1 protein-coding gene and 1 other annotated feature are annotated in these 1,323 nt (G+C 62.1%); the gene reads right to left on the reverse strand.

Features of this window, described 5'->3' with window-relative positions:
• Positions 1–39: 39 nt before the first annotated feature.
• Positions 40–1,268 (reverse strand): IS3 family transposase gene (locus BRX37_RS26215; RefSeq protein WP_407673531.1). Its coding sequence is split into 2 segments (ribosomal slippage): positions 40–980 and positions 980–1,268, totalling 1,230 coding nucleotides; the frame shifts between segments, so codons are not numbered across the junction.
• Positions 873–987: a sequence feature (AL1L pseudoknot), on the reverse strand. Its footprint overlaps the gene before it by 115 nt.
• Positions 1,269–1,323 lie beyond the last annotated feature (55 nt).

Here is a 1,323-nt window from a genome sequence, read left to right on the forward strand (position 1 = left end):
TGAACCACCCCGGCTTTCCCGGAGGCATTTTGAATTGAGTCATGCAACCATATCGAGGGTCTCTCTGGCTGCATAGTAGTTTGCCTCGGCCTCGGCGGGCGGGATGTAGCCGATGGGGCCGAAAAGGCGTTGATTGTTGTACCAGTCGACCCAACGCAGGGTAGCCATTTCCACGGCCGATGCGCTGGGCCATGACCGCTGCCGCCAGATGACCTCAGTTTTGTAGAGGCCATTGATCGTCTCGGCCAAAGCATTGTCGTAGCTGTCGCCGACGCTGCCGACCGATGGCACGAGGTTGGCTTCGGCCAGGCGCTGGGTGTAGTTCATGGCGAGATATTGAACACCCCTGTCGCTATGGTGGATCAGGCCATCTTCCGGCCCTGGCCTGCGGGCATGTATCGCCTGTTCCAAGGCGTCCAGCACGAAGCCGGCGGTAGCCGACGTGCTGACCTTCCAGCCCACGATCCGGCGGGCATAGGCGTCGATCACGAAAGCTACATAAACGAAGCCGGCCCAGGTGTGGACGTATGTAAAATCGACCACCCACAATGCGTTGGGACGTTCAACGCGGAACTCGCGATTGACTTTATCCAATGGGCACGGGGCTTTCGGATTGCTGACCGTGGTGATCGTCGTCTTGCCACGCCGAACGCCCGCCAGCCCCATGGCCGCCATCAGGCGCTCCACGGTGCACCGGGCGACAGCCACGCCATCGCGCAGCAACTGGTGCCAGACTTTGCGCGCTCCATAGAGCCCGGAACTGGCCTCGTGGACGCGCTTGATCTGCGCCTTGATCTCGTCATCACGACGGGCACGCGCGGGGCGCCTGCCAGGATCGGCCAGGCGACGTGCATGTTCATGGTAGGAGGACGGGGCGATCGCCAACTCATGGCAGATCGGCTCGATACCCAGATCCTCACGATGGGCGTCGATGAACGACATCATCATTTCTCGCGGCGGTCGAGCTCCGCCATCGCAAAATACGCTGATGCCTTGCGCAGGATCTCGTTGGCGCGCCGCAGTTCCTTGACCTCGCGCTCCAGCAATTTGAGCCGGGCCTGATCATCGGCGGCCAGCGCCGCTGGTGCCGTTCGTCGGCTTGCCTCCTCACGGCACCAGCGGCGCAGCGTCTCGGCCGTGCAGCCAATCTTGCTGGCGATCGAGGTCATCGCCTCCCACTCCGAGCCGTAATCGGCGCGATGCTCGCCAACCATGCGCACCGCGCGTTCGCGGACTTCAGGAGAAAACTTGTTCCGGGTCTTGCTCATAAAGAAAGCTCCTTCCCACAAATTGGAGCCTCCGGGAAAGCCGGGGCGGTTCACA

The sequence above is a fragment of the Sphingomonas sp. S-NIH.Pt3_0716 genome, assembly GCF_003950715.1.
Lineage (GTDB): Bacteria > Pseudomonadota > Alphaproteobacteria > Sphingomonadales > Sphingomonadaceae > Sphingobium > Sphingobium yanoikuyae_A.